21 protein-coding genes and 1 pseudogene are annotated in these 25,165 nt (G+C 35.5%); 8 read left to right on the forward strand and 14 right to left on the reverse strand.

What is annotated here, in order from left to right; all coding sequences use genetic code 11:
* The first annotated feature begins 171 nt into the window (after nt 1-171).
* Both BOQ64_RS05655 and BOQ64_RS05660 read left to right on the forward strand, forming a co-directional pair.
* A complete protein-coding gene (locus BOQ64_RS05655) occupies nt 172-630 on the forward strand; it encodes a hypothetical protein (protein ID WP_129054100.1) in 459 nt (152 codons plus the stop codon).
* 35 nt (nt 631-665) lie between these two features.
* On the forward strand, nt 666-1,322 hold the full coding sequence (locus BOQ64_RS05660; protein WP_129054102.1) for a hypothetical protein: 657 nt from the start codon (nt 666-668) through the stop codon (nt 1,320-1,322).
* A gap of 29 nt (nt 1,323-1,351) precedes the next feature.
* On the opposite strand, the pseudogene ruvC reads toward BOQ64_RS05660, so the two are convergent.
* The 3 genes and pseudogenes from ruvC to BOQ64_RS05675 form a co-directional block, all read right to left on the reverse strand.
* A pseudogene (gene ruvC / locus BOQ64_RS05665) lies at nt 1,352-1,905 on the reverse strand (crossover junction endodeoxyribonuclease RuvC).
* A 109-nt stretch (nt 1,906-2,014) separates the two neighbouring features.
* The gene (locus BOQ64_RS05670; RefSeq protein ID WP_129054106.1) at nt 2,015-2,545 is read right to left on the reverse strand and encodes a 2'-5' RNA ligase family protein; all 531 of its coding nucleotides are present in this window, start codon (nt 2,543-2,545) and stop codon (nt 2,015-2,017) included.
* 40 nt (nt 2,546-2,585) lie between these two features.
* Nucleotides 2,586-3,698, reverse strand: coding sequence for a serine hydrolase domain-containing protein (locus tag BOQ64_RS05675; RefSeq protein ID WP_129054108.1), 1,113 nt, complete (start codon nt 3,696-3,698; stop codon nt 2,586-2,588).
* A gap of 177 nt (nt 3,699-3,875) precedes the next feature.
* On the opposite strand from BOQ64_RS05675, the gene BOQ64_RS05680 reads away from it, so the two are divergent.
* A complete protein-coding gene (locus BOQ64_RS05680; protein ID WP_129054110.1) occupies nt 3,876-5,285 on the forward strand; it encodes a pyridoxal phosphate-dependent decarboxylase family protein in 1,410 nt (469 codons plus the stop codon).
* A gap of 65 nt (nt 5,286-5,350) precedes the next feature.
* Here the strand turns inward: BOQ64_RS05680 and BOQ64_RS05685 are convergent, their stop codons facing one another.
* On the reverse strand, nt 5,351-6,061 hold the full coding sequence (locus BOQ64_RS05685; protein ID WP_129054111.1) for a diphthine--ammonia ligase: 711 nt from the start codon (nt 6,059-6,061) through the stop codon (nt 5,351-5,353).
* Between the two features lie 127 nt (nt 6,062-6,188).
* Between BOQ64_RS05685 and BOQ64_RS05690 the strand changes: the two genes are divergently transcribed.
* Entirely contained in the window at nt 6,189-8,921 is a 2,733-nt protein-coding gene (locus BOQ64_RS05690) for a M16 family metallopeptidase (RefSeq protein ID WP_129054113.1), read from the forward strand.
* A 555-nt stretch (nt 8,922-9,476) separates the two neighbouring features.
* On the opposite strand, the gene BOQ64_RS05695 is transcribed toward BOQ64_RS05690, so the two are convergent.
* Nucleotides 9,477-9,917 (reverse strand): hypothetical protein, encoded by a 441-nt coding sequence (locus BOQ64_RS05695; protein ID WP_129054115.1) that lies wholly within the window; start codon nt 9,915-9,917, stop codon nt 9,477-9,479.
* A 139-nt stretch (nt 9,918-10,056) separates the two neighbouring features.
* Entirely contained in the window at nt 10,057-13,404 is a 3,348-nt protein-coding gene (locus BOQ64_RS05700; protein WP_129054117.1) for a methylmalonyl-CoA mutase family protein, read from the reverse strand.
* Nucleotides 13,405-13,660: 256 nt separating this feature from the next.
* On the opposite strand from BOQ64_RS05700, the gene BOQ64_RS05705 reads away from it, so the two are divergent.
* Entirely contained in the window at nt 13,661-13,993 is a 333-nt protein-coding gene (locus BOQ64_RS05705; protein WP_129054119.1) for a hypothetical protein, read from the forward strand.
* A gap of 40 nt (nt 13,994-14,033) precedes the next feature.
* On the opposite strand, the gene BOQ64_RS24685 is transcribed toward BOQ64_RS05705, so the two are convergent.
* The gene (locus BOQ64_RS24685; protein WP_317127659.1) at nt 14,034-14,210 is read right to left on the reverse strand and encodes a hypothetical protein; all 177 of its coding nucleotides are present in this window, start codon (nt 14,208-14,210) and stop codon (nt 14,034-14,036) included.
* 242 nt (nt 14,211-14,452) lie between these two features.
* Nucleotides 14,453-15,157 carry a DUF3667 domain-containing protein gene (locus BOQ64_RS24690; RefSeq protein ID WP_317127660.1) on the reverse strand — a complete coding sequence of 235 codons (705 nt, stop codon included), beginning with the start codon at nt 15,155-15,157 and terminating at the stop codon, nt 14,453-14,455.
* Nucleotides 15,158-15,645: 488 nt separating this feature from the next.
* Between BOQ64_RS24690 and rplM the strand changes: the two genes are divergently transcribed.
* From rplM to rpsB, 3 genes are all read left to right on the forward strand, one after another.
* The gene (gene rplM, locus BOQ64_RS05715; RefSeq protein WP_027375420.1) at nt 15,646-16,101 is read left to right on the forward strand and encodes a 50S ribosomal protein L13; all 456 of its coding nucleotides are present in this window, start codon (nt 15,646-15,648) and stop codon (nt 16,099-16,101) included.
* Nucleotides 16,102-16,107: 6 nt separating this feature from the next.
* On the forward strand, nt 16,108-16,494 hold the full coding sequence (gene rpsI, locus BOQ64_RS05720) for a 30S ribosomal protein S9 (RefSeq protein ID WP_047373582.1): 387 nt from the start codon (nt 16,108-16,110) through the stop codon (nt 16,492-16,494).
* Between the two features lie 207 nt (nt 16,495-16,701).
* On the forward strand, nt 16,702-17,463 hold the full coding sequence (rpsB, locus tag BOQ64_RS05725) for a 30S ribosomal protein S2 (protein ID WP_034692922.1): 762 nt from the start codon (nt 16,702-16,704) through the stop codon (nt 17,461-17,463).
* A 254-nt stretch (nt 17,464-17,717) separates the two neighbouring features.
* Here rpsB and BOQ64_RS05730 read toward each other — a convergent pair whose 3' ends face one another.
* From BOQ64_RS05730 to BOQ64_RS05755, 6 genes are all read right to left on the reverse strand, one after another.
* Nucleotides 17,718-18,155 (reverse strand): DUF6759 domain-containing protein, encoded by a 438-nt coding sequence (locus tag BOQ64_RS05730; protein ID WP_129054122.1) that lies wholly within the window; start codon nt 18,153-18,155, stop codon nt 17,718-17,720.
* A gap of 6 nt (nt 18,156-18,161) precedes the next feature.
* A complete protein-coding gene (locus tag BOQ64_RS05735; RefSeq protein WP_228448231.1) occupies nt 18,162-18,848 on the reverse strand; it encodes a DUF6759 domain-containing protein in 687 nt (228 codons plus the stop codon).
* A gap of 22 nt (nt 18,849-18,870) precedes the next feature.
* Nucleotides 18,871-19,548 (reverse strand): tRNA (guanosine(46)-N7)-methyltransferase TrmB, encoded by a 678-nt coding sequence (gene trmB / locus BOQ64_RS05740; RefSeq protein ID WP_129054123.1) that lies wholly within the window; start codon nt 19,546-19,548, stop codon nt 18,871-18,873.
* Nucleotides 19,549-19,648: 100 nt separating this feature from the next.
* A complete protein-coding gene (locus tag BOQ64_RS05745) occupies nt 19,649-20,422 on the reverse strand; it encodes a DUF6759 domain-containing protein (RefSeq protein ID WP_129054125.1) in 774 nt (257 codons plus the stop codon).
* Between the two features lie 249 nt (nt 20,423-20,671).
* On the reverse strand, nt 20,672-21,523 hold the full coding sequence (locus tag BOQ64_RS05750) for a hypothetical protein (RefSeq protein ID WP_129054128.1): 852 nt from the start codon (nt 21,521-21,523) through the stop codon (nt 20,672-20,674).
* Nucleotides 21,524-21,716: 193 nt separating this feature from the next.
* Nucleotides 21,717-25,112, reverse strand: coding sequence for a T9SS type B sorting domain-containing protein (locus tag BOQ64_RS05755; RefSeq protein ID WP_164975764.1), 3,396 nt, complete (start codon nt 25,110-25,112; stop codon nt 21,717-21,719).
* Nucleotides 25,113-25,165: the final 53 nt, after the last annotated feature.

The raw sequence follows: 25,165 nt of genomic DNA on the forward strand, positions 1-25,165 counted from the left end.
AAAATCATACCAATGTAAAAGATAGTATTATGTTTTACCAAGTAATTTAAACTTTGGCTTTAAATAGGTTGCTGAGATTGTGGTTTTGGCAATTAAAAAAATGCTTAACTTTATTTCTATCGAGTATGGTTTTGTATCTGATCAGTTTATTTTCTAGTTTTTTATAGATTTATGAAATCAATTATTATCTCCTTTTTTGTTCTGCTCTCTATTTCCTGTTTTGGGCAGGAAGCCAATACAAAATATACCTATATACTGAATCTTGATAACATCAATACAGGAGAAGTTATTCTTGAAATCACAAATCCTGATAAAAGTTCGATTAAAGTTCCGGAGCAGATTGACAATAATGCTCTGGTGGTAACTGCGTTTCAGAAAAGTGATGCTGAAGCCGGAGTATATGATGATATAGATTTTCCAAGGAATCATTTTGACTGCTTTACAGAACCATGTTTTCCTTACAGGTTTTTACTGAAAAAGAATGAAAAAAAGCAATATAAATTCAGCCTGTTAAGCAGTACTTATTCTCTGGAAAAAAATAAATGGTATCGTTTTAAGGTTTCCTTAGAAACAAGAGTTTGTAAAAATTGTGACTATATAAGTAGCGACTGGATTTACTTTAAAAGATGATAAATTGATTTCCATTACAATTCCGAAAATAAAGTATGAAACAGATCCTGGTCCTAATAATTTTTATAATGTGCTTAAGCTGTACCCCAAAAGGCATAACTCTTGATTTTTGCGATTCAGCATATGACACAAATAAAAACTCCTGTCTTGTGCTCAGAAATAATACAGATATAAAGTATATTTTTTATCCACCTTCATTTATTAATAGCGGAGGATGGGGATATTTAGGGGGAACTATATTAATAACTGATAAAGATGGTAAAGAACCTACCGTGAATACAGTTTATATTGATAGAGAGCAGCCCAGAGGAAAAGAAATGGATCAATTTATATGTAATGCGCACAATGATTCTTTACTATGGAAAAAACTTTTGACTCAGGGTGTTAAGGTCGATTATTGGGGAGCAAAGGCTTATAAGGTGATTACAAAATCAAAATTTGTTTTGGCTCCTGATGATCAAAAGAAAATCTCAAAGAAAATTTCAATTTTTAAAAAGGACCTAGAGTCTTCAGGTATTTATTATACTTTTGAGAAAAATAAGGAGTATTTTATTCAGATAGAATTAAAGTTTGATACTACTGAGATAAAAAAATACCTGCCGGAAGAACAATTAGACTCTTTGAAGAAAAACAATATTAAAATATTTCATGGTATTCTAAAAACAAAGAAAATTCCATTACTATTAGATTGAGTACTTTCAATGTTATCCCACAAAAATATCTACTTCAACCTATCCGGATTCTGCTTCAAAAAGCTCTCCCATCCGGAATACGACTTCGTATCTACAATAGTTCCGGAGTTAAAATGGTGGCATACCGCAACAGCAAGACCATCAGAGGCATCTAAATATTTGGTAGGAAATTCCTTTAGCTTAAAGAGATTCTGAAGCATTCCCGCTACCTGTTCTTTACTGGCATTACCATTTCCGGTGATGGCCATTTTGATCTTTTTAGGTGAATATTCAGTGATGGGAACATTTCTGTATAAGCTGGCTGCCATTGCGACGCCCTGTGCACGTCCCAATTTCAGCATACTCTGTACGTTTTTCCCAAAGAAAGGAGCTTCAAGAGCTACTTCGTCAGGATGATATTCGTCAATTAACGCTAATGTTTTTCGAAAATATATTTTAGTTTGGTCTCATGGTTAGGGTACTTTTTTAGAATCAGTTCATGAAGGGCAATCATCTCCATTTTACCTTTTTTAACGGAAATAAGACCAAATCCCATTACGGTAGTTCCGGGATCAATACCTAAAATTATTTTCTCTGCAATCATTGGGACAAAGATAGAACTTTATAAAATAATAATGAGGTAAAGACGAAGAGATGATAGACGAATAGATAATAGATGTCTGTAGGAGCTAGAGAATAAAATAGGGAAGATTTTATATTGTTTCTGTAAGGCTTTTCTCAGCGATAGGAACCCATTTACTATCATGGCGTAAAAGTAAAATCTTATCAACTAAAAATTTCGTTTTGTATTCTTTGTGTTGATACTTTTCCCAGGCTTTAAGATAATTTCCCCAGGTTAGATCTCTGTATCCTACTGTCATATGAGGAGTAAAAGAGTATTTAGCAAAATTGAACTGCTGTTTTACTCTGTTATAAAGATCTGTTAAGTGGATATTATCTTCGGGATGTACAAAGATGACCGGGTTTTTAGGATTAGGAAAGCATCCAAAGCCATTCAGATTAATTTCAAAAGGTTCAAGCTGAGTATCAATTTTCTGAAAAGCAATGTGAATATCTTCTTCTAATTCCAGTTCTCTGGAAAAAGGGGGAAAAAGAGTAATATGAGCATCATTTTTTAATGCCTTAGAGTTATTATAGTTAATAGCCATATCTCTTTTGAAAGCCCTGATCTCCTCAATAATTTCTTTAGATGGATAGATGGCAATGAAGTACATCTTTTTCATAAAGATAAAAATAACTTAATGTATCGCAAAGTACAAAAAACTAATGTCCTGATCTAAGTTGATTAATAGTATTTTCAAGATGATCTGTAATCTTTTTCACTTCAATATGTGGTTTGAAGACTAAGCCTTTTCCTTTTTCTTCATCTGCAATATTAGATAGAATAATCACGGAAGTTTTGGTTTCAGGATAATAGATATTCAGAGAAGGTGAGCCTTTTACATACCCGCTGTGAAAGTAAGAATTAGGTTTGCCGATGTTCAGCATGATTCCGTAGGCATAGCCCATTTTTCCAAAAATTGCATGGTGTCTTTCTGCACTTTTTGCCATAAACAGTTTAAGTGTTTCCGGTTTCAGGATTTTTCCACCATATAATGCATTATTCCATGTATGAAGATCCTGGATTGTAGAAAGGATTCCACCGGCAGGAGTTCCTATTTCTTTTCCACCTAATCTTTTAGGCATATTAGGTACTTCCTGAAATTTGCCTGCATTTCCCAAATAAGCCGATGCGAAATTATTCCCTTTAAAAATATCTCCGGTTGAGGACTGAGCCATGCCTGCTTTTTTAAACAATTCCAATGCGTTGTCATCATATGATTTGCCGGAAACGGTTTCTACGATTTTTCCCAGCGCATTAAACCCATCATTAGAGTAGAAGAAATCTGATCCACTTTTAAACATCAGTTTTCCACCCATTAAGTTTAAACCTGAAGTATGATTCAGAAGCTGATGAATAGTAATATTTTCATATTCTTTGATCTGAAATTCTTTTAAATATTTAGAAACTTTATCCGTAACATTTAATTTTCCCTGTTCCATCTGAAGTAAAATCATAACGGCAGTGAACTGCTTGCTTACAGAGCCTATCGCAAAGATGGTACTGCTGTCAATTTTAGCCTTTCTCTTAAAATCTGAATACCCGTTTTCTTTTCTGTAAAGGGGAAGAGAATCTTTAAAAATTGCAATACTTCCATTGAAATGATACTTTTTGAATACAGAATCAATCTGCTGTTCTAAAAGTGTTTTCTGAAAAGCTGTGATGGTGGAGTCAACAATAGCTTTTTTATCAACAGGAGGAGGTAATGGGGTTTCTGTTTTACATGATGATACTAAAAAACAAAAAGAAAGAAGGAACATTAAATTTTTGATCACGGGTGTTTATTTTTTGAAATTAAATTGATATTCTTAAAGATACTGAAATTTTTAAGAGTATTGTAGGATGCAAAATGCGTGCTAAGAAGGGATATTTAGGGTATTTAATCTATATTTAATGGTTCTTTGAAGACTATTCAATACATTTGAACAGATTATCATTTAATCCTAAACATCATGAAAGAACATCTGAAAAATGATTCAGTAAACATAAGCCATCTATTGGACATTATAAAAAAGCAGGGAACAGAATACCTGAATTCTCTTGCAGACAGACCCACAACGATTAATGACCCTTTTGTTTCAGAACCGGTAAATCTTCCGGAATATGGTCACGGAACAGAGGATGTAATCAAGATATTTAATGAAAGGTTTGAACCTATCATGGTAGGTTCTTCCGGACCAAGATATCTCGGGTTTGTAACCGGAGGCTCTACACCAGCATCTATTGCAGGAGATTGGCTTACGACGATTTATGACCAGAACCCTAAGTCTGGAAAAGGACAGGGAGATATTTCTGCGAATGTAGAATTTGAGACTATTAAACTTATTCTGGAACTTCTGGAGCTGCCGGATAACTTTCTGGGTGGTTTTGTAACCGGAGCAACAATGTCTAATTTTACCTGTCTTGCAGTTGCCCGCCAATGGTTAGGAAAAGAAAAAGGCAGAGATGTTGCTAAAGAAGGTGTTTCTGAAGCATTTAAAGTTCTGACGGCAACACCTCATTCATCCTCTATAAAATCACTGTCTCTTTTAGGAATGGGCAGCAATAATATTATCAAGATTAAAACAGATGGGAATGATCGTGAAGCCATTTCTATTAAAGATTTGGAAGAACAGATCATAAAATTGAATAATGAACCGTTTATATTGATCTCCAGTGGCGGAACCGTAAATACTGTTGATTTCGATGACTTCACAGAAATCAAAAAGTTAAAAGAAAAATACAACTTCTGGTGGCATATTGATGCCGCATTCGGTGGTTTTGCTGCTTGCTCAGAGCACTATAAACATCTTGTTGAAGGTTGGGAACATGCAGACAGTATTACTATAGACTGTCATAAATGGTTGAACGTTCCTTATGAAAGTGCCCTATTTCTGGTAAAAGAACAATATAACGTCTTACAGGTAGAGACTTTTCAGAACTCCAATGCACCTTATTTAGGAGATCCTTTGGAAGACTTCAGTTATTTAAATTTCCTTCCTGAGAACTCAAGACGATTAAAAGCTCTTCCGGCATGGTTTTCTTTAATGGCTTATGGAAAAGAAGGCTATAAGGATATTATAGAAAATAATGTTTCATTAGCCAGAAATTTTGGAAGACTTATTGAAAACAGCAGTGACTTTAAGCTTTTAGCACCAGTACGTCTGAATACAGTATGTTTCACTCTGAAAGATGGTACAAAACAGGATGAGGTAGGAAAATTCCTTGAAATACTGAATGCTACAGGAAAAGTTTTCATGACCCCTACTTTCTATAATCAGCATAAAGGTATCCGGGCTGCTTTTGTAAACTGGAAAACCAATGAAACAGATGTACAGCTGATATTTGAAACCATGAATACTGTTATTACAGAATTAAAGTAAATTTAATGCCACGGACGCCTTTTGAAAACCTAAAGGCATTCGTGGCTAAAAATATCATTTATAGTTTATTTGGGGATAAGATCACAAAACCAGAAAACATATTCTTCATCCTGATCTTCCGGATTGGATTTCGGTTTAGGGTATGTCTTTTTAACTGTTTCTCCAATTTCAAACCGAACCGGGCTTTTAAAAATAGGCCCATCAAAAGTAAATGTATGGAATTCCCCATTTTCTCCACAAGGATCTACATTTTCAGGGAGTTCATCAAGGAATTGTTGGTCGATAATTCTTCCGGCAAAACTTTTGTCTAAATAAGTTCCATTTACACAGGTTACAATAGTTTTAAATCCTAACGCTAAAAATTCTTGAATAAGATCAGAGGTGTTTTGTTTCCAAAGAGGGAATACAGCGTTCATACCGATAGAGTTTAATTGTTTTTCTCTGTATTGGCGGAGATCTTCCAAGAAAATATCCCCAAAAATAGAATGGGTAATGCCCTGAGCCTGTATCTCAGTCATTGTGGTATTCATAATTTCCTGATATTCTTCCATGGAAGGTTCCTTTGGAAGTTCCATTTTCGTAAGAGGAATGCCAAGAAGAGAAGCTTGCTGTTCCAATAGATGAACATGAACACCATGCATGGAAATTCTTTGAAACTCTTTGTTGATACTGGTTAATAGAGTGCATACTTCATATTGATCTTCCTGTATTATTTTGTAAAGAGCCAATGCGGAATCTTTTCCGCTGCTCCAGTTGAATAAGGCTTTAGGCTTCATTACTGTCAGTTTCTGTTAATAATGCAATTTTATGACAAAATTTGTAACATTTCAGTGATTTATAGAGTCTAATTAGTATAATAAACCAGAAGACACTTAAAATTAAACAGATTTAAAAATAAAACACATGAAAAATCTATTAGTAGGGACAGCTGTCCTATTTTTTACAGGAATCGCAACCCCTTTATTTTCGCAGAAAGCTGAAACTCCCAAATTTGTAAGCAATACAGAAGGAGTAAAAGAGTACACCTTGAGTAATGGGATGAAAGTCCTTTTAATTCCCGATGCTTCACAAAGTAACATGGTAGTGAACATTATTTACAATGTTGGTTCTAAGCACGAAGGGTATGGAGAAAAAGGAATGGCTCACTTACTGGAGCATATGTTATTTAAAAGCACTAAGAAATTAGGTGATATTAAAAAACAACTTTCGGACAAAGGAGGAGATGCCAATGGAACAACCTGGTACGACAGGACAAATTATTATGAAATTTTCCCTTCCAGTGATGAAAACCTGAAATGGGCTTTAGAAATGGAATCAGACAGAATGGTGAATGCTACAATTCTTCAAGCTGATCTGGATAAAGAATTTTCCGTAGTAAGAAATGAATTCGAGATTGGTGAGAATAATCCGGGCTCAGTTCTAATGGAGCGTATTGTATCTACAGCTTATTTATGGCATAACTACGGAAACAGTACGATTGGAAGCAAAGAAGATATTGAAAGAGTAAAAGCACCAACGCTTAGAAAATTCTACGAGAAACATTATCAGCCGGACAATGCAACCCTTGTTGTTGCAGGTAAATTTGATGAAAAACAGGCTTTAAATTATATTTCTCAGTATTTCTCAGTGATTCCGAGACCTTCAAGAGTTTTGGATCAGACCTATACTGTAGAACCAGCTCAGGATGGTGAACGTTTTGTAGAATTGAAACGTTCAGGAGACAGTAAAATTGTGGGTGCATTATATCATACGGCACCTTATGCAGATAAAGATTATGCAGCACTGGACGCGTTATCAGAGATTTTAACGGCAGATCCTTCAGGATATTTATATAAGGCAATGATTGATTCTCATAAAGCAGCTTCTGTTTATTCTTATCAGCCAACGGTAAGAGATGCCGCATTCATGTATTTTGGTCTGGAAGTTCCTGCTGATAAAGATGTAAAAGCTGTAGAAGGAGAATTCAGAACAGAACTGGATAAAGTATCAACCATTAAGTATACAGAACAGGATGTTGCAAGAGCTAAGGCTAAAATTTTAAAACAAATTGAAAACACGAAAAACAATACAATCAACTTTGCAATTGGGCTTACTGAGATTGTAGGAGCCGGAAGCTATAAGCTGGGAATGCTGTATCGTGATAATGTTGAAAAACTAACTTTAGCGGATATCCAAAGAGTTGCGGATAAATATTTTAAAACGAATAACAGAACAGTAGGTGTATTTGTACCTGCTAAAGATGAGGTAAGAGTTAAAAACCTTGAATATTCTGATAGCCAGATTGCTACTTTAACGAAAGATTATAAAGGAAAAGCTTTAGAAAAAGAAGTTGCTCCTTTTGAAGCAAGTATTAAAAACCTAAAAGCGAATCTTTCTGAAGGGAAACTAAGCAACGGAATGAAATTCGGAGTGATTAAGAAAGAAATTAAAGGTGGAAAAGTATTGGGAAGCTTCCGTTTCCCTGTAAGTAATGCTAAAGATTTAAGTGGAAAATCTCAGATTGGAGCATTAATGGCTCAGGTGATGAAAACCGGAACTAAGTCTCATACGAAAGAGCAGATTCAGGATATGCTGGATCAGTGGAAGTCGTCTATCGGTTTCTCTTTTAAAGGACAGACATTGTCTGCAAACATAAGTACTTACAAAGAGCATTTACCGAAAGTAATGGATCTGATGAAAGAGATTCTTACAGAATCTAACTTCCCTGAAGCAGAGTTGGCAAAAACTGTTAATGAATACAATACTTACCTGGAAGGTTCTTTAAATGATCCGCAGGCATTAGCATTTACGGAAATTGGAAAAATTACGGAAAACTATCCTAAAGAAAGTATTTATTACACCCCATCTTTCAAAGAGCAGATTGAGGCTAATAAAACCATCAAAAGACAGGAACTTGTAGATTTTTACAATAAAATTATAGGAAGTAATAATGGAGTAGGAACTATGATTGGAGATATAGATTCTAAAACTGCATCTTCACTAATGGAAAATACATTTGGAAAATGGAACTCCAAATCAAATTATGAACAAATCAAGCCTGAATTTTTTGCGACTAAAAAAGAAGATAAAGTTTATTTAACACCGGATAAAGAAAACGGAGCTGCTGTCGGAAAAATCAGCTTCTCTATGGATAGAAAGAGCCCGGATTATCCGGCATTACTGATCGCTAATGAAATGTTAGGCAGCGGTGGATTTATGACGGCAAGAATTCCTATGAGACTTCGTGAAAAAGAAGGAATCAGTTATGGAGCAGGTTCATACATGGGAGTACCGGCAGATAATAATGTTGCATCATGGGGTTGGTATGCCTTCTTTAACCCAACGAAAAAAGATGCAGTGGATAAGGCTCTAAAAGAAGAAGTGAATAAAGCTGTAAAAGAAGGCTTTACTGAAGAAGAATTTAAATCTAACCTTACTTCCTGGTTAACTTCAAGAAAAACAAGTTTAGGTAATGACAGTACACTGATGGGACTTGTAAATTCTCAGCTTCAGTATGGTATTCCTTTGGAAGACTATGATACACTGGAAGCGAAAGTTTCAGCTTTAAAAGTAGGCCAGGTGAATGATGTTCTTAAGAAATATATCAGCGAAGATAAACTGACTTCTGTTTTTGCAGGCGATTTCAATAAGAAATAAATACAAATAGTTATATAAAAAAACCGCAGATGATTCTGCGGTTTTTTATTTTTTAAGGATGATATAACTAAAAGAAACTTGCAGTCTAAAAAACTATTAAGAAGAGGGCTAATACAGATAAAAACCTTTTGAAATCGCTATTGTTTGTAATGATAGGTTAGAAACTTATTTCCGATAGCATACAATAGCTCCGTTTTCAAAATAATAATCAGAACCAAATAGTTCTTCTGCGTAGATTTCTGGTAGAAAATAGAAATGAATCTTATTTTCCTTCTGATATTGTTCAAATTCTTTTTTGTGATTTCTTCACCATCCAGAAAATAAATGAAGTCATTATTTTTAGGAATAAAAGGTAATTTTTTTGCCTGATCTAAATTTAGACTCAGTGTATTATCATCTTTAATATGCCTTTTATTAACAAAGAAGAAGTATTTATTTGCATTTAATTCTCCATTCTGAGGATCTGTTCTTTCAAAAACAAATATATTGCTCAGCCTGAGATCATCTGCAGGAATATTGATATGGTTTTTAAATGCATAAGCGGATGTAAACTTTTTAGAAGGGGGTAAGAATTGTAATAAACTGATACTGGATGAGGTTTCCAGTATCTCCTGAAGGTTTTATTTCCAGTTTTCTGATCACTGCAGGTTCAGGATAAACATAATCTTCACTCTTCGGTTTGAGAGCAATCATTACCATTCCCTGAATCTCACGGGTTACTAAAGTATCAATTTTCTTTTTTTGTGCATTGAGATTGGATGTAAATAAAATGGATAGGAAGATTCCACCGGCTATTTTTCTAAAAGGGAAATGGAAAAAATGGTATTGGGTTTCTGTTTTTTCTTCCGGAATATATAATCGATGAGGTTGGATTCTCCCACAGATGGATGAGTTGGATTGCAATAAAGTTTTAATTTCATCATTTGTTTTATCCGCAAGGTCATACACTTTCTTTGAACAACGCTCACAAAGGCTTCCACCAGGAATTTCCTGCATATTTCCCGGGAAACAGAGCAAGGTTCTTTAATTTGAAATTCCTTTTTCATGAGTGTTAGTTTTGTTAGATTAAAAATACAAAAAAACCTCAAAGAAATTCCTTGAGGTTTGAATTATAATTCTTGTAGCTAGTACCGTACTACATATTTCTTCTATACTTACCGCCCACTTCAAATAAAGCATTAGTGATCTGTCCTAAAGAGCAGAATTTAACCGCATCAATCATTACTTCAAATAAGTTTTGCTGGTTAATAGCTGCATGCTGAAGTTTTCTTAGGGCTTCTTCAGATTTTCCTTCATTAGCTTTCTGGAAGTTGTGAAGAGATTCAATCTGTGCCTGTTTTTCTTCTTCAGTAGAACGGATAACTTCTCCTGGAAGTACGGTTGGAGAACCGTCTTTTCCAAGGAAGGTGTTTACTCCGATGATTGGATATTCTCCGGTGTGCTTCAACCATTCGTAATGCATAGATTCTTCCTGTATTTTAGAACGCTGATACATGGTTTCCATAGCACCTAATACACCTCCTCTTTCAGTAATTCTGTCAAATTCTGCATAAACAGCTTCTTCCACAAGATCAGTAAGCTCTTCAATAATGAAAGATCCCTGAAGTGGGTTTTCATTTTTAGCAAGACCTAATTCTTTGTTGATAATTAACTGAATCGCCATTGCTCTTCTTACAGACTGTTCTGTAGGAGTGGTAATTGCTTCATCATAAGCATTGGTGTGAAGAGAATTACAGTTGTCGTAGATGGCATAAAGTGCCTGAAGCGTAGTTCTGATATCGTTGAAATCAATTTCCTGTGCGTGAAGCGAACGTCCTGAAGTCTGGATGTGGTATTTCAACATCTGGCTTCTTTCGTCTGCACCATATTTCAGTTTCATAGCTTTTGCCCAAATTCTTCTTGCTACACGTCCAATCACAGAATATTCAGGATCGATACCGTTGGAGAAGAAAAAAGATAAGTTTGGAGCAAAATCATTGATGTCCATTCCTCTTGACAGATAGTACTCTACATAGGTAAATCCGTTTGCCAATGTGAAGGCAAGCTGAGAAACAGGATTAGCTCCAGCTTCAGCAATATGATATCCTGAAATAGAAACAGAGTAGAAGTTTCTTACTTTTTCTTTGATGAAATATTCCTGAACGTCACCCATTAGTCTTAGAGCAAATTCAGTAGAGAAGATACAGGTATTCTGAGCCTGATCCTCTTTTAAAATATCAGCCTGAACGGTACCACGAACGGTAGCAATGGTTTTAGCTTTAATGTCAGCATAAACATCAGCAGGGATAATCTCATCACCTGTTAATCCTAAAAGCTGTAATCCTAATCCATTGTTGGATGGAGGAAGTTCACCATTATATTTTGGTCTCTCTAAACCTTTATTGTCGAATTTTTCCTTAAGCTTAGCTTCAACTTTAGCTTCTAATCCGTTTTCTTTGATGTATTTCTCAACATTCTGATCAATAGCAGCATTCATGAAGAAAGCCAGGAGCATTGGAGCAGGTCCGTTAATCGTCATGGAAACAGAAGTCAATGCATTCACTAAGTCAAATCCTGAGTATAGTTTTTTAGCATCATCCAATGTTGCAATAGAAACCCCTGCGTTACCAATTTTACCATAGATATCTGGTGGTAAAGCTGGATCCTGCCCATATAGCGTTACTGAGTCAAATGCTGTGGATAAACGTTTTGCAGGCATTTCTGCAGATACGTAATGGAATCTTCTGTTGGTTCTTTCCGGGCCACCTTCTCCTGCAAACATCCTTGTTGGATCTTCACCTGTTCTTTTGAACGGATAGATTCCTGCAGTATAAGGGAAGCTTCCCGGAAGGTTTTCCTGACCTTTCCATTGAATCAGATCACCCCAGTCGTTATATTTTGGTAAGGCAATTTTCGGGATTCTTAAGTGAGATAAAGATTCTGTAGATGTTTCTACCTTAATCTCTTTTCCTCTTACGAAATAAGAATAAAACTCTGCGTGGAAAGCTTTTTTAGTGTCGTCCCATGTTCTCAGGAAATCAATATTTTCCTGTTGAAGTTCCTTTTCTGCTTTTTGATATTCAGTATCTAAAGCTTCGTTGGAAATAATATTTTTAACCCCTTCAATATGATACATTTTTCTGGCAAGCTCAGCTTGTTTCTGAACATTGGTATCATATTGTTTGTTATTTTCAACAATCTCAGAAAGGTAACGTACTCTTTTGGGTGGAATGATGGTTACTTCATCTGTAATTTCCTGTTCCACAAAAGTGTTAAGGCCCAGATCAGCAAATTTCTCATTTACTTTTGAAACCAATCTGTTGTAAAGTTCTGTAGTTCCGTGGTCGTTAAACTGAGAAGCCTTTGTAGCGTATACTGGCATATCCTCTAATGGGCTTTCCCATAGAAGGTGGTTTCTCTGGAACTGTTTTCTTACTGCCTGAAGGGCATCAAGAGCTCCGCGTTTATCAGACTTGTTTAACGCAACGAGGTCAGCATAATCTAACATATCAATTTTTTCCAGCTGAGTAGAGGCACCATATTCAGGAGTCATTACATACATAGAAACATCTGCAAAGTCAGAAACTTCTGATCCTGATTGTCCAATTCCTGAAGTTTCAAGGATGATAACATCTGGATGAGCCAATTTCAGTACATTTAATGCTGAATGAATGAACGGAGAAACCGAAACGTTGTTCTCTCTTGTTGCCATTGAACGCATATAAACTCTAGGGTCATTAATGGCATTCATACGGATTCTGTCTCCAAGGAGAGCACCTCCTGTTTTCTTTTTAGAAGGGTCAATAGAGATGATCGCAATTTTTTTATCAGTGTTGGAACGCAGGAAACGTCTTACCAATTCATCCGTTAAAGATGATTTTCCGGCACCTCCTGTTCCTGTAATACCAATGATCGGAATATTTAAATCTTTTGATTTTTCGTCAATTGCCTTTACCAATTCAGGTTTTTCATCTGAAAAGTTTTCAACAGCAGAGATAATTCTGGCAATACTTGTTGAGTTTTCAAAACTGATTGAATTCAGGTCTTCTGCTGTAACTTCTTTTCCTGTAGCAAAATCTGATCTGTTTACCAGGTCATCAATCATTCCCTGAAGTCCCAGTTCACGGCCGTCATCCGGTGAATAAATTCTATCGATTCCATAAGACATTAAGTCTTTAATCTCTTCCGGAAGGATCACACCACCACCACCACCAAAAATTTTGATCTGTGGAGAGTTTTTTTCTCTTAAAAGGTCATAGATATATTTGAAATATTCATTGTGACCACCCTGATATGAAGTTAATGCAATGGCATTGGCATCTTCCTGGATCGCTGTGTTTACAACTTCCTCTGCTGATTTGTCATGTCCTAAGTGAATCACTTCACATCCAGTTCCCTGAATGACACGACGCATAATATTGATCGCAGCATCATGTCCGTCAAACAATGACGCAGCTGTTACGATTCTTACCTTGTTGGTTGGAGTATATTTTTGGGTTTCCATAAAAATTCTAGAAAGTTTCTAAGTTTTCAAATATAATAATAAAAAAAGAACCTTGTGTTTGAATTTATAGTATTGATTATTAACTTATTAAAATGGGTTATTTAATAAAATGTCTCCACTTTTAGGTTTGAGAATTTGAAAGAGTAATGGTTCGGTAGTTACAGAATTAAAAACGACTTGCAGATTTCGTTTAGAAATTGATATATCCATAGTTTCTCAAATTAAAATCTCTACTTTTGCACCATATTTTACAGTCATGCAAAAAGCCCTGATATATTTCGCGTTGGGAACCGTAGTAAGCTTCCTAATCAATTACTTCTTTTTAAGTTCAGATAATATTGGACTGGAATTTTATTATGCCATTGCCTTCGGAGCTGCGTGGGGTGTTGCTTATTATTTGGATACGCCGGATATTGCACTGCCTAAAAAACTGGGACTGTCTTTTATAGTGATGGCTATTCTTGTTTTTATAGGCACTTTAATTTTTAAACTTGAGCTGGCTATTCCATCCATTTTGAAATTTTCTATGGTGTTTGTAGCCTATTATGTAATAGCAAGCTTCAGGGCAACTAAGTCATTAAGAAAATAAAATAAATAAGGCTGTCAAATTTGACAGCCTTATTTATTATTTAGTGAAGCATTAGAAAACTTACTACGGCCAATCCGGTAACTAAGAATGTAAATGCAATCAGATTTAAGAAGAATATAATACCACCAATGATGATGCTTACCATACCATGGGATTTGTAAACCCTACGATGTGCAATAAAAAAATAGATAAGAGCATATACTAGAATTATAATCATAGCAAACACTATTATAGGATTAAAGAATGCGTAATCAGCTAATACATTCGTGAGCTTAAGTAAAATTCCTAAAATTAAAATACTGACTAATAGGAAAGAAAAATAATGCAAGGTAAAAATACCATGATCAAAATACCACCATTTCTTTTTCTTGTGGAATATCCATAAAAAGAATGCAAATACGGGAAGATAAATAAATAGAGCTTTCGGAAGATTATGAAATGATGTTTGTACCAGATTTCTCAGAATATCTCCTTTTTTAACCCCTTCTTCCTTAAGTTTAAAGAATTTATGAGCAAAAGGATCATTGATAAAACTAAAGATATTTTTTTATTGGCTGTTCCTCTATCATATTCCTCTTGAGTTTTATATCCTAAAACACCTGAATCATCAGCTATTTTATTGTTGGTATCCATTGTGCTTATAAGACCTTCTTCAAAGCTGTCTGCCTTCAGCGAGTCTTGTATATAAACTTGTGCTTTATTGAGTTTTGTAATTTTTGCTGAGTCTTTTGAATTTGTTTTTTCTGCTTCAATGCCTTTAATGATGTTTTGTACAACTTGTTTTTTCGGAGGATTGGCTGATGCTCCATTGTGTTCATCTTTCCCTTTATCACCATAATTAATATTGAAAGGAGGAAACAGTGCAAATAGGAAAAATGTAATAAAACTGACGAAAATATAAAGTTTTACAGGAGGTACGAACGTTTGTCTCTTTCCTTCAAGGTAAGTGTTTGTCAGTTTACCGGGTTTAAATAACAGATTTTTTACGGTTCCCCAAAACTGACCATCATAATGAGTAAAATCTTCAATAAAATGGGTGAAGAGGAAATAGAAAGGTTGTCTGCGTTCAGTATTTTCCTGTCCGCAATGAGGGCAGAATCTTTCTTCTACTTGATGCCCGCAGTTCAGGCAGGTTTTGTCTTCTCGGATCTTTCCGTGGCTCATGGTACTTGTTTGTGAGACAAAGATAAATATTTCAGGAAATAAATAACGATATCAATAATCTTTTGAAGAAATCTTTAAAGAAAAATTAAAATTGAAGAACAATTAGTCGTAAAAGAGGAGTAGTAGATTATCCAGTGATGTCTTTTTAATGAATATAAAGAGACTGTATATTAGGTATAGTCAGAAATAAACAGAAAAAAAACTTTTGCAGAAAATTTTAGTAAAAGGCAATAAAGAAAGAGTTGAGGGAAGAAACTCTTGCTTTATCATCTCTGTGTTTTCAGAACCTTCTAAACGTTTTTTTTCATCGCCACAACATTTTACAAGTTTTATGCCAAAAATATAAATAGTGTTAAAATCTATTGCTAGAGGGTTGATTATCCGATATTTTATAGATTAAATGAAATATGTTTTTGGGTTACGAAAATAATTTGTACCTTTGCACACCCTTTTAGGGGTAAATTATGTTTAATCTTTAACTAAAACGTGTGAATACATTAAGTTACAAAACTGTTTCAGCGAACAAAGCTACTGCTAATAAAGAATGGGTTGTGGTAGACGCTGAAGGACAGCCGTTAGGAAGACTAGCTTCTACGGTTGCAAAGATTTTGAGAGGTAAGCACAAAACGAACTTTACACCTCACGTAGATTGTGGTGATAACGTAATCGTTTTGAATGCTGGGAAAATTACACTTTCCGGAAACAAGTGGGCTGATAAGACTTATATCTGGCATACAGGATACCCTGGTGGACAGAAGTCTATGACTGCGGCTGAACTTCAAAAGAAAGATTCTTTAAAGGTATTAGAGAAATCTGTAAAAGGTATGTTGCCTAAAAACAGATTAGGTGCTGCTATCCTTAAGAACCTTTATTTATATGAAGGAACTGAGCACAAACATGAAGCTCAACAGCCTAAAACAATTAATGTTAACGAATTTAAATAATTAATTATGTCTATAGTTCACAAAATCGGAAGAAGAAAAACTTCTGTAGCAAGAGTTTATGTAAGACCAGGTTCTGGAAACATTACAGTAAACGGTAAAGATGCTAAAGAATATTTCTCTACAGACGTGATGGTTTACAAATTAAACCAACCGTTCATCCTTTCTGAGACTGTTGGTCAGTATGACGTTACCGTAAACGTATTCGGTGGTGGTAATACAGGTCAGGCAGAAGCTATCAGATTAGGTATTTCTAGAGCTTTATGCGAAATCAACGCTGAGTTCAGATTAGCATTAAAGCCAGCTGGTTTACTTACAAGAGACGCAAGAATGGTGGAAAGAAAGAAGCCAGGTCAGAAAAAAGCAAGAAAGAGATTCCAATTCTCAAAACGTTAAGATTTCTTGTTGGCGAATGGCTTATGGCTATTGGCTACAGAAATGTACTACATTTTATTTAAACTTAATCTCGGCGAAAAGCCTATTGCTAAAAGCGAAAAGCAGACCGCCAATTGCCCGTTACGTTTAGCATCCAAACGCTTCTCCCATCTAAAGAAGTTGTTGATTGTTTAAAAGACGGAAAGTAAACTAACAAAAACAGAAAACATGGCAAAAGCAAATGTAAAAGACCTTTTAGAGGCTGGCGTACACTTCGGTCACATGACTAGAAAGTGGAACCCAAATATGGCTCCATACATTTTTATGGAGAAGAACGGTATTCACATTGTAGACTTACATAAAACAGCAGTTAAATTAGATGAGGCGTGCAGCGCTTTAGAAAAATTAACTTCTGCAGGTAAAAAAGTTCTTTTCGTAGCTACTAAGAAGCAAGCGAAAGAAGTAGTTGCAAAACACGCTTCTGAACTTAATATGCCTTATATTACAGAAAGATGGCCAGGTGGTATGTTAACGAACTTCGTTACTATCAGAAAGGCGGTAAAGAAGATGAACTCTATCGACAAAATGAAAAAAGACGGTACGTTCGAAACTTTATCTAAAAAAGAAAGATTACAAGTTGACAGACAAAGAGCTAACCTAGAGAAGAACTTAGGTTCTATCGCTGACATGGTTAGACTTCCATCTGCTGTATTTGTAGTTGACATCTTAAGAGAACACATCGCGGTAACTGAAGCTAAGAAACTTGGTATTCCAGTTTTCGGTATCGTTGATACAAACTCTGACCCTAGAAAAGTTGACTTCGTTATCCCAGGAAACGATGATGCTTCTAAGTCTATTGATATGATCCTTAGCGTAGTTTCTGAATCTATCAAAGAAGGTCAGTCTCAAAGAAAAGCTGATAAAGAAAAATCTAAAGAAGAAGGAGAAAAAGTATCTGCTGATACAGATGCTGATTTCGATGCAGAATAATTAAAGATTTTCTTTAATATAGGAAAAACGCTGGATTTAGATCCAGCGTTTTTTGTTTTTATATAGGGTTTCGCAGATCTTGCCGATAACGCAGATTAATAAGACGTTTTATAACCCCATACAAGCCCAATAGAGATTTTAAATAATCGTTTTGATGTTCTCTAGTTGGTAAAATGTATAAGCTATAAGAAGATAAGATTAATTACATTTAAATATTAAAAAACTCTCACAGATCACTGTGAGAGTTTTGTCTTTTAATTAGTTACTTTGATATTGTATGAACTTGTAATATACTTTGTAGATTGATAAGATGAGTTACAAAGCATTCCTGATAATCTGTAGCTTTGGTTTTTTGGAACCATAACAGCTCCAATTTTCCCTGCACCGATTGGAACCTTTTTAAAATATCCGTTTCCACTAATAGTAAGTACCATATTGCAACGAGATGCATTCTCTACCGAAAGGGAGGTTTTCGGATTAGTTGGATCTGCTTCATTAAGAAGATCTGTAAGAACTTCGGCTGTTTCTGATTTGTAAGTCTTCATCAGTTCATTATATTCTCGCTCTGTATTAGCTGCATTGCCACCACCAGAATTGGTAGGGTAGGGATTTCTAATTGGATAACCACCATAATTGACACTACAGCTGGTAAGGATCATTGAAATCCCGGTAAGAACTAATAGCTTTTTCATACCCTTTTATTTTTTTGCTTTTCTTTTTTTTAATGGTTTTTCAGGTAGAGCCCCTTTTGTTGAAGCCTGTTGAGCCATTGGCTGACCTGGATTGTTTATTGTTACAAATATACTTCTTTTTATATCTTTCTGAGAGAAGTACTTCATATCACAAACGTTACTGTTCAGGGTATAAGAACCCTTATTCACTATAATGAAGTTTTCTCCGTGTGCAGGAACAGCGAGGTTGTAATACTCTTTTCCTTCTATCCGGAGAACGATATTACAGTCTGAATTATTCTTAAATAAAAGAATAGATTCTTTTTTCGTAAGGTCCTCATTAAGCATTGTATTCAGAAGCTGTTCTGTCTTTTTCCTATGTTCTGCAGATGTTTCGGCAATTAAACGCTTAAATTCTTCCGCTTCATTAGAGTTGGGATCATTCATTGCATTTTTTGGAATATCAGTAATAACAGGTCTTGATTGCATGGGTTTAGCTGTACGTGCTCCTTTAGTCCATTCGGAGTTTTTTAGAGCAATAAGCTTAGGTTTCAGCACACTTTTTTTAGGATCGTCAGGGTGTGCGGTCTTAAGATATTCTTCAATTTCCTTGATATTTGTGCTTTTTAAAATGTCTTTACTGCTTTTCTGAGCGTACGTAAAGCCTGGGGTAAGGAAAGTGAAAAATAAAATCGTCAAAATTTTTTTTTTCATCAATAGTGTTTAGTTTATTTCATCAGTTGATCCGGAATTTTATATAGGTTATTGTTTTTCCTTTTGCTGAGAACAGTCCTTCATAATATGTTTGAATATCTCTCAAATGTGGTGTATTAGGATCGTATTCCGGAGCTCCGTAGATATCGTGGTGAGCGGTAATGATTTCATGTCCTGCTCCCTGTAAATATCCCAGTGTATATCCGTGAAGGAATTCCGAGTCTGTTTTTAAGTGGACAATTCCACCTGGTTTCAGGAATTTTTTATAACGGGCTAAAAAGTCCGGGTGGGTTAATCTATGTTTTGTTCTTTTGTATTTGATCTGTGGATCCGGGAAGGTAATCCAGATTTCATCCACTTCATTTTCAGCAAAGAAATGATCTACAAGTTCAATCTGTGATCTTAAAAAAGCCACATTATTCATGTTGTTTTCAACAGCCTCTTTTGCGCCAAACCAGAATCTTGCTCCTTTAATATCAACCCCGATAAAGTTTTTTTCAGGAAATGTTTTGGCTAATCCTACAGAGTATTCTCCCTTTCCACAGCCAAGCTCCAGAACAATTGGATTGTCATTTTTAAAGAAGTTTTCTCTCCATTTTCCTTTAAGTTCAAAGCCTTGCAAAGCCTCTTCTCTTGTAGGTTGAATTACATTCGGTAATATCTTGTTTTCTGCAAATCTTGCTAATTTATTCTTGCCCATTGAGTCATTTATAAAATGACTGCAAAAGTAATAAAATTTACACAGAATTGAGATCTTTTAAAGTTAAAAGACCTATGGTGAAACTATGATATTGTTTTGATTATTTTGCTGTTGCGCTGCCTAAAGCAACCATGATAGGTTTCTGAATGGTTTTTTGTGAAGCATACTGGGCACCGCAGACCAAACTTGTAAAAAGATACTGGCCTTTTTCTACCACAATTGAATTGTCTTTATGGGCCGGAACTGCAAGTCTGTATTTAGTGGTACCAACTCCCTCCATTCTGACAATAATATTACAGTCAGACTGATTCTGAATAAGAACAATACATTCTTTAGCATTAGGATCATTATCAAATAAAGAGTTAAGAATCTTAACGGTCTTGTTTTGATGCTCAACTGGGGAAACATTCATCAGCATATTAAATTCCTCTGCTTCTGCGTTGGGAATAGCTGCATTGGCTGCAGTGTTAACAACAAAGGTATTTTGGGCGTTGCTTGGTGTATAGGTTTCTGTTGATTTTTTGGCGGCAAGTTCTGCTTTATATTTAGCGATCTGTTTCTGTTTGATAATAGCATTCATTTCATCAAACGTAATTTTTGTGGAAGGCCGTCTTCTTAATAAAGCAAGCATTTCCTGCATGTCTTTTACTTTCTGATCTTCAGGATGGGCATTTTTGATGTATTCCTTCATCATTTCCATAACCCTTGGCTTCAGTACAGATCTTCGGGGATCATCAGGATGAGCGTCTCTTAAAAATGCGTTGATCTCATAGATATTATTGCTTTTCAGAATTTCGCTGTAATCCTTTCCTTTCTTTTGGGCAGATACACTGAAAAACAAGACCGATGCAAGAAGTAAAAGTATTTTTTTCATTAATATAATATTAAGTTAAAAATTGAGCACTTTTTCTTAATTTGTGTTTGGGGCAATTAGTCTTTGTAGGATAACGAAATAGTATTGTTTTTATTTTAAACACATGATCGTGATATAAAATTAAAAATATTTTTGAATATAAATGGAATTTATTCGATAAAATTTGAATGACTGATAATAGATGTTCCTGGCGTGAATAAAAGAAAAATCCATGCATCACTACATGGATTTTTATATAAATCTGAATTGTTATTTTTCAGTTTGTGGAGCTTGTTCAGTTTGTTGAACTTGTTGTGTTGGTTGTGTTGGTTGTGGGGCAACAACTTCCTGAAGGTGAGAGTTCCTTAATCTCTTCTGATAAATAGGCATATATTTTTCAATAGGAATTTTTATAGCTTCAAAGTTTCCTGCCAATACATAAGGCTGTATGTTTTCCGAGGTATAGACAAATTGTAAAAAATTATCAATCAGATTTTCAGGAATCTTAAACTTCGTAAAATAATCCTTTCCTAAATAGTTTTTGACTTGAGTAATAGAGTTATTCATATTCTCGTAAGCCTGATAACGCTGTTTTTTCTTTCTTTCACCGGAAAGCATGTCATAAATGCTTTCAAGGCTGAAGGTAAGCCCACCATCCCTTAATCCGGCCACGGGAAGTTCTGGTGGTGTTCCGTCTCCTTTAGGTTGAGGAAGCCCGATCACTTTTTTAATGGCCAATGCTTTATCTTCTTTTCTAAGGGAATTTACATCATATCTGAGATTTCCTGTAGGTTTGAACCTGCTGAGTACAATCTCCTGGATCTCATAATAGGCTATTTTCAGTTCTACAAGGTTTTTCTGTGCTAATAGTTGAGGAGTCATCTTAATGTCTTTTCTTTCCGTAACAATAGAGGTAAAACGGATAACATCTCCGGGGTTGGCCGGAACATTAAAATTACCATTGTAGTCAGCAAGTACAGTTTTTTGCGTATTCAGATTGGTAACATATACCTGGTTGAGATAAAGGATAGAGTTATCTCTCAGAAATACCTCTCCGGAATATATTTGAGCATTGATTTTTGCCAGAAAAATCAGTAGCAACAGAGTAAACAGTTTCTTCATATAATTGGCAAAATTACATAGAAATACAGCAATTTGTGCTTAATTAGATAAAGAATAGTGGTTAAAGTTATATTAAACTTTAGTATTGAATTGTTAATGAATGTTATAAATGTATTTTAAATTCAAAACAGAACCGGGGTATGTTGTAAAAAGCTGAAAGAATATTGCTTTCTTTCAGCCTTTTTGTACTTATTTATCTGTGTCTTACCAATAACCAGCTTGAATATTTTATGGAAACTGTGGATCCATATTCCGTCCAGCTGATAAAGTACCAGTAAGTGGCTGTAGGAGTATATCTTCCACCAACTCTTCCATCCCAGGTAAATTTGTTTTCACGGGTGCCCCTGAAAAGTTCAGCTCCGTACCGGTCAAAGATTCTGAATACAAGATTTTCATGAGACATTAATGCAGAATAGTCTATAGTCTCATTGCGCCCATCTCCATTAGGGGTAATGGTATTGATAAGATTAATAATAGCAAATTCTTTTTTTGCTTCTCCACAAAGTTTAGAATCTCTTACCATCACATAATGTGGACCTCTTGGAACATCGTAGAAAGTATTTGAGGTTTGCCATATAACTCCATCCAAAGAATACTCATATGGAGGATTGCCGCCACTTGCTCCAACTTTTACGGTTGTACCATCAATTTCAATGGAAGTGATTATTGGGATGGTATATTCTGTAACATTCACATTCTGCCTGTAGGTACATCCGTTAGAGGTAAGCTCTACCCAGTAGCTTCCGGCAAAAACATTAGTAATGGATGGTGTAGTAGCTCCGGTACTCCATAAATATTTATCAAATCCAGGACCTGCATCCAGTGTTGTTGTCATTTTCGGACAAATGATCTGGTCTTTAAGAAGGGCCGATGATTTAGGAATTTTAATGGTGATTTTAAGGGAAGCTACTTCCGGGCATACTCCATTTTTTTCAAAACGGACATAAAATGTCTGTGATGTAGTAATATTTGCCGTTGCAGCTAATGGACTGACTTTATTCTGAGCATCAGCTAAACTTCCGTGAAAAGTGAAAGTAACATTCGGATCCAAAGTAAAAAGAGGAATGAATTGAGCAAGAGTTACCGTTTTTATTCCATCCAGATCATCATCACATACACTTTCCGTCACTGCCAGGTTTGCTACCTTTATTCTATCTCCAATACTGAATTTTAGAGGCTTAACGACAGGGGTACATCCATCAGGAGAATCTACTCTAATGTAGATTGTTGTGGTTGTAGTATAACTCCAGTTATTGGGCAGAGTATTGGCATTTCCTGCATTTGCATCAGCTAAATTTGCATAGTATCTGACTGTAAAATAATTGGGATTATTAAGAATAATGGGCGTAACATTTGAAAGGATGATATTTACAGTTCCATCGAAATTGTCATCACAGAATGTACCATTATAATTATCTGTTACTGTTGCTTTATTATAAAGGGACAGTGTTATTTGGGCAATGCTTTTACATCCAAGTGTATTTTTAAGCACAACAAAAACAGTTGTTCCGTTGGCTGCTGAATAAACGTCAGGGGTGGTAATTAAAGCTAAGGCGTTCTCTGTTTGTGCGTCTGCCAGAGTTGGATAATAGGTTTTGGTTACAGGATTGCTTGTTGTTACGCTGGCTGTGGTAAGGTTGAATGTTCCCTTTCCGTTTACATCACATGCAAATAATACTGCATTGGTAGGAATGATGGCTTTAATATTGATGTTTACAGTCACTGTTTCACAATCAGGAAAGTCTGGATCATTTCCACAGAAAGTATAGGTGAATGTATCATTTCCTGCTGTACCGGGAGTATTAACAGTATAGGTAATAACCCCTGTGGTAGGGTTTATAACTGCTGTACCTAATGCTGGTGGAGTTGTAATAGCTACTGTAGATGGTACCGGTGTTTGTGGTGAGTTACTGAAGACAGGGGTAATGGTTTGTGAAGTACAAACATCATAAGTTGTAGTTGTCAGCTTTGTACAGTTTGTAACTTTAAACTGTTCAGTAACTAAAGGGGCACAGCTTCCCATTGTTACAGAGCAGGTATAATAACCGGATTGCGTAGGAGTGATGGAAGAGCTGTTTGCTCCAGAAATTGCTATTCCGTTTCTGTACCATTGGTAGCTGTCATAGATGATGGGGTCTACGGTAAGTACAATTCCGGGTATACAGTTCCCTCCGGATTTTAAAATTACGGGTTGTGTTGGAAAACCGGCAAAAAAACCTCCATATCCTACAGCGTCACTTCCTGCGGTGATTCCTGCAGTAATGGCTTTACTGGAAATTATAGTAATTGTCCCGGTAACATTAGGAATGCCATAAGTAACCCAATTATTCGTACCTGTCATATCATAGGGCCCTGTAGAGGCAGGTGGAGTACCACCATTTACTGTAACAATGGCTCCTTTTTCTGTAACAAGGTTCAGTTTTGTGGGAATATTAAGAACTCCTGAAGGATTAACATTGGTATGAACAAAATTTTCATTGATAAAACCCAGTTCATTAATCTGTTTAGGAAGATAGCAATTTAAGGCAGGGATGAAATTAAACCCTCCGGTAGCTACTTCACTTCCAGGATTTGAATCTCCTGCTAAAATTTGGTAAACATAGGCATTCTTGGATGTTTTGATATATAAATTATAATGTCCAGTACCTTGGAGGCTGTATTTAGTATCTGGAATTACAAAATATTTTCCTGTATTCAGTGTAGCGATAGGTGTTAATTCATTGTTTACATAGACCTGTGTATTGTCTTGGGTCGCAATGATCACAGCTCCTTCCATATTGGCTCCAATACTTCCGTTGCCTTTAACGAGAGCAAATTCACTTCCGAGCCTGTCAACAGGTACAGCCTGATCCATTAAAATATCAGAACTGGTAGGGAAATTTCCTGCATACTGCCCATTGAAGTTTCCATTGGTGACATTAACAGGTTTATTTGATGTGATTTTAGCTCCAATAAATCCATCGAAGTTTCCGGTAATGTTTCCAATACCGTCAATAATATAGGACTGGCCTTTGTTTAAAGCAATGTTTATAGTAGGATTAGTAGCTCCTGTTGTCCCGTTTGAGAATTGTACAAGCGGGCTGTAACCGGTAATAGAAACAGTAGTGTTATCTTCTGTTGCCAGAATACTGGTCATAAAATTCAGAATATCATTATTTACACTGATAGGGACGGAGGCTGCAAAGAAACTTTTTCCTGTTGAAGGAATTCCTTTAGAAGTAATGATTTCAGCATGATTAAATACTGAAAACCTTAAGTTCGCATAAAATGGAAATTCAGCTTTTAAGTATAGCCCTTTTGTAGTAGGTGTAAATAAATCTGCCTGCTGAGTGGTAATAATATAATTTCTTAAAACATCAAATTTCTGCGGATTATTTTTACTGATATTTACAGTTCCGATCAGAATATTATTGTTATAAATATTTACCGGAAACGGTGTTGTTCTGCTGGTAGATAAATAAAGTTTCTGATAGGGAGAAGATGCTCCTGATCTGTCTACCATTGGGGCAAACCAATGTTCTCTGTCTAATTGAGCAAAAGTAGAGGTGAATATATAAAATATAAATAAAAAAGATAGAACTTTCTTCATTCAGTGATGGTATTTATCACAAATTTAACAATAAAAAGTATTGAAATATTGAA

This window comes from Chryseobacterium sp. CH25 (genome assembly GCF_004119455.1).
Taxonomy (GTDB): domain Bacteria; phylum Bacteroidota; class Bacteroidia; order Flavobacteriales; family Weeksellaceae; genus Chryseobacterium.